7 protein-coding genes are annotated in these 3,916 nt (G+C 33.0%); 2 read left to right on the top strand and 5 right to left on the bottom strand.

All coding sequences use genetic code 11. The annotated features are described in order from the left end of the window. From FC81_RS00670 to FC81_RS00655, 5 genes are all read right to left on the bottom strand, one after another. On the bottom strand, window positions 1–455 hold a 455-nt coding region (locus tag FC81_RS00670; protein WP_162254803.1), incomplete at its 3' end, for a bifunctional DNA primase/polymerase. Window positions 456–466: 11 nt separating this feature from the next. Then, a complete protein-coding gene (locus FC81_RS00665) occupies window positions 467–721 on the bottom strand; it encodes a hypothetical protein (RefSeq protein ID WP_057741951.1) in 255 nt (84 codons plus the stop codon). Window positions 722–849: 128 nt separating this feature from the next. Beyond that, complete coding sequence (locus tag FC81_RS00660) at window positions 850–1,059, bottom strand: hypothetical protein (RefSeq protein ID WP_057741948.1); 210 nt, start codon at window positions 1,057–1,059, stop codon at window positions 850–852. A 16-nt stretch (window positions 1,060–1,075) separates the two neighbouring features. Next, window positions 1,076–1,198: a hypothetical protein gene (locus FC81_RS11205; RefSeq protein ID WP_268871899.1), complete on the bottom strand. Its 123-nt coding sequence runs from the start codon at window positions 1,196–1,198 to the stop codon at window positions 1,076–1,078. A 56-nt stretch (window positions 1,199–1,254) separates the two neighbouring features. Then, window positions 1,255–1,533 carry a helix-turn-helix domain-containing protein gene (locus tag FC81_RS00655; RefSeq protein WP_057741946.1) on the bottom strand — a complete coding sequence of 93 codons (279 nt, stop codon included), beginning with the start codon at window positions 1,531–1,533 and terminating at the stop codon, window positions 1,255–1,257. Between the two features lie 156 nt (window positions 1,534–1,689). On the opposite strand from FC81_RS00655, the gene FC81_RS00650 reads away from it, so the two are divergent. Together FC81_RS00650 and FC81_RS00645 are read left to right on the top strand one after the other, a co-directional pair. Beyond that, window positions 1,690–2,403 carry a helix-turn-helix transcriptional regulator gene (locus FC81_RS00650; RefSeq protein WP_057741943.1) on the top strand — a complete coding sequence of 238 codons (714 nt, stop codon included), beginning with the start codon at window positions 1,690–1,692 and terminating at the stop codon, window positions 2,401–2,403. 46 nt (window positions 2,404–2,449) lie between these two features. Continuing rightward, the gene (locus tag FC81_RS00645) at window positions 2,450–3,598 is read left to right on the top strand and encodes a site-specific integrase (protein ID WP_057741940.1); all 1,149 of its coding nucleotides are present in this window, start codon (window positions 2,450–2,452) and stop codon (window positions 3,596–3,598) included. Window positions 3,599–3,916: the final 318 nt, after the last annotated feature.

The following is a 3,916-nucleotide window of genomic DNA, read 5'->3' as shown; positions in this document are numbered from 1 at the left end:
TCAACTGGCTTATACTGCTTACCATTTATTTCACTTGGCGACACAATAACAAAATCGGTTAGAATATCAATTCCAGGCAACACATTTACTTTCCTGGTTGCTTTACTTTGATGCTTAAAAAAGTAATGTAAACCACCGTTTGGACTTGCCTCTATATAAGTATCACTAGGCATGTTCATTCCTTGCTTAGATAGCTTTACAAGGCTGTCACGTCCATTGTTATCGCCATGTAGATCAACATCAACGACTAGTAAATTACTAGTATCTAGTCTCAAACCTAAGTTCATCTTTGGTTCGCCAACTATCCAATCAAATAATTGTTCATGTTCGCTTGTTGCTGATAAATACCCGTGGGTATCCTTTAATGGTACTTTGCTATTCTGACTAAGTGGAAATACTTGAAATCCTCTATCTAATAAATGAAATGCGGGTACTTCACATTGCAAATCAATCATCAAAGTACCTCCTACATATCTGGACAAAGGTCACAAGAAAGCTGCTCGAGAGCCTTGTCCAAATTTTCTAAAGAATCGATAAGATTATTTAATGAACCATTTTCGATAAAATATGAAGTTGCAAAAGAATCTTTATTCACAGCCAAATAGTTAATAACACTTAAATAATCTACTGCAACTTTCAATTCTTGTTGCAGGCCCGTTAAAGTCGATGCTTTTTGTACCAAATATTCTTCTGAAACTTCTTTTTTATTAATTTTAATCATGTTATTCCCTCCGCTTTTTCACTAACTGTGATAAACTAAGAGGTATAAATACATTTCATATCTGTGTTTCTTCCGCTTAACTCGCCAAAGTTATAAGCGGACTTTTTTGTATTTACCCTCATTTTTTATTAGTCCTCTAAATTATCAAAAAATTCTAGTAACTCTGATACACGTAACAAATTCTTTGCAGCCATCACTGCCAGTTTAGAATTTGGAACATACTTACCATTAATTGTTACGGTACTGTAATTATAAACAGCAGTTACATCTTCCTTTACATCTTCCAATAATCTTGTAAGTTCTTGATCTTTTCTGCTTTCTTCTTCTGTAAATTCCATACTCACTTCTCCTTTTCTAAATAATTGCCACAATTACACCAGCAACAGTCATAATGAACATATATCCTAAGAACACATCAAACCAAAATCCCTGTACTCCCTCTGGTACTGCCAAATACTCGTGGATCTTTTCTAACATAAAACCAACTCCTAACTTAAATTCATGTTTAACACTGCCGCCAGCTGTGCTATTTTTTATTTTTGTTTTGCTAACATGAATTTATCAATTTCACTTCTTTTGAACCTGTACGATCCGTTGATAAGTACAAATGGAATGTTTTCCGTTCTAAGCCATTTATCAAAAGTGCTACGACTAATATTTAGATAAGTACTACATTGTGACTTGTCCATATATTCTGGATACTTTGAATCACCACTAAGTGAATCAATAGTATTAGTTACAACATTAATAACCGATTGCTGAAGTTGCTTCTCAAATTCCTTTGGTAGCTCTAGGTTAAAGTTCGCTTGCATTGTTTTCACCTCCTTATTTCTAATTTACATTATTTGCAAATTAGCTTATATGTGTATTGTAATTTACAATAAATGTAAATTCAAGTGTTTTTATAAACAAATTTGCAAATTCTGCAAATTAATTTATACTCATATGTAGAAAGGAGGCTATGCTTTATGAAAAATAGACTTAAAGAGCTTAGAGTACAAAATGGAATGACTCAAAAAGAATTTGCAGCTGCCTTTAACGATTTTCTAAAAAACAATATAAACCCTTTAAAAAAGTTTAAACAAATTTCTTATGCAACTATTTCAAGATGGGAAAATGGAATTTCTGAACCTAAAGCGGAAATCTGGAATGAATTAGCAGATTTTTTTAATGTTTCAACAAATTTTATTCAAGGAAGTGCGGACCTAAATATCAGTTTAACTGGAAGAATAAAGACTTCCAGAGAAAAAGCTAAGTTAAGCAAAGAAGAATTGGCAGAACAGTATAATATGCTTATTGCTAAAAACAATTTGCCTTTAAAGAAAATAAATTCTTATGTAATAAACGAGTGGGAAAATGCTTATGATTTACCAAATAACAGTGAGACAAACGTATTATCTGAAGTCTTACATACTTCTCCAGCATACTTAATCGGTTTCGATGTTCCTGAGAAGGCAGACAGTCATGAAATATATTCGAGTGCTATTTCTAGTAGGTTAGTCGTTGACTTAATTCATAAGAGTCTCGTTCAGAACATGGAAAAGGGAAATAAGTTTGAATACCAAGCCTACTATGACTCAATCACTGATGAAGATATGGCTTCAATAATTAAAGATATTATGCTTTTTTACAAAAAAGAGCTTTTTAAATACGGAAAAGCTAAATATAAGCCAAAAAAATAATACATAACACGCTTGCCGCCAGCTGTGCGTTATGGAGGAAATTATAATGGCTTCAATTCAAAGATATTCAACTAAAAAAGGAATTAAATGGTTATATCGTGTATATATTGGAATTGATGAACAAACTGGAAAGAAAAAATATGTTGTAAAACGTGGGTTTGAAAATAAAAAAAGCGCCTCACTAGCTTGTGCAAAGTTTGAAGTACAAGTTAGTCAAGGCACTGTAAGAAAGCAAAACAATATTACTTTCAATGAGGTATATATAGAGTGGTATGCAAATTATGTAAATACTGTTCGTGAAAGTACTTGGAATAGAACTGAGGGAATGTTCAAAAATCACATTATCCCCTATTTTGGCCAAAAAAGAATAGCAACGATAACGACTCATGAAATTCAAGATGCAGTTAATGATTGGTATGCTAATACCATTGCCAACTATAAGCGTTGGTATAATTATACTGTTGCTGTTTTTGATTATGCTATTAAACAAGAATATATGAATAAAAATCCTGCTAAAAATATTGTTTTACCCAAGAAACATGATGTTGCTGGTGATAAATTACCTAACTTCTGGTCTAAGGAACAACTTAATAGATTTTTTAGCTGCATTGATCCAAACATTAATTTAGATATTTACACTATGTTTAGAGTATTAGCTTATGTAGGTTGTCGTCGCGGTGAATTATTGGCTCTTGAATGGTCTGATATTGACCTGAACAAACAGACTATCCGTATTAATAAAACACTCACTCAGGGCAAAGGTGGTAAACAGATTGTACAAGCTCCTAAGACACGAAATAGCCGCCGTACTGTTCCCATAGATAATAGAACAACTTACTGGCTTAAACGCTGGAAAATGGAGCAAATGAGGCTATATCTTATTTTAGGTTTCAATACAAAAAAGCCACATCAGCTTGTATTTGCAAATACTAAAAATGGCTATCACTCACTTAACACACCAGCAAAAAGGCTAAAAAAAATAATAAGGAATAATAATCTAAAACCTGAAATTACTATTCATGGTTTCAGACATTCCCATATATCTGCCTTATTATCTGCTGGTGTTCCTGTAACTGCTGTTCAATTAAGAGTTGGTCATGCAAGTCCTGAAGTTACGTTATCAGTATACAGCCACATCACTGCCAAACAAAGTAGAAATGCAGCAGAACAACTTGAAAATTACCTTGAGGGATAAAAAGAGAATCAAAAAGAGAACTATAAATGTAATATTATCCTCTCAAAGCCTTATATTCACTGATATAGCGGTGTTTCATGTGAAACGGTTACGTTTCCCCTGGCCACCCATCAGAGGTTTACTACCAGTAATCATTAGGTATCAGAAATGCCGTGATTGCTGGTTTTTTTGTACTTTAAAACAGATTTGCGTTGCATATAATGTCATTAATAATCAAAAAAAGTTAGCCAAAAGGTAAGCCAAAAAATAACTTGCGTGGGGCAGTGGCTGTTACTCAATCGAGTAGCAGTTTTTTAGTGCAAAAAAATAACCAGCTCA

This window comes from Liquorilactobacillus capillatus DSM 19910 (assembly GCF_001434915.1).
In the GTDB taxonomy this organism is placed as follows: Bacteria; Bacillota; Bacilli; order Lactobacillales; family Lactobacillaceae; genus Liquorilactobacillus; species Liquorilactobacillus capillatus.
Note: the sequence above shows the minus strand (reverse complement) of the source record. Positions and strands in the feature narration are given on the sequence as shown.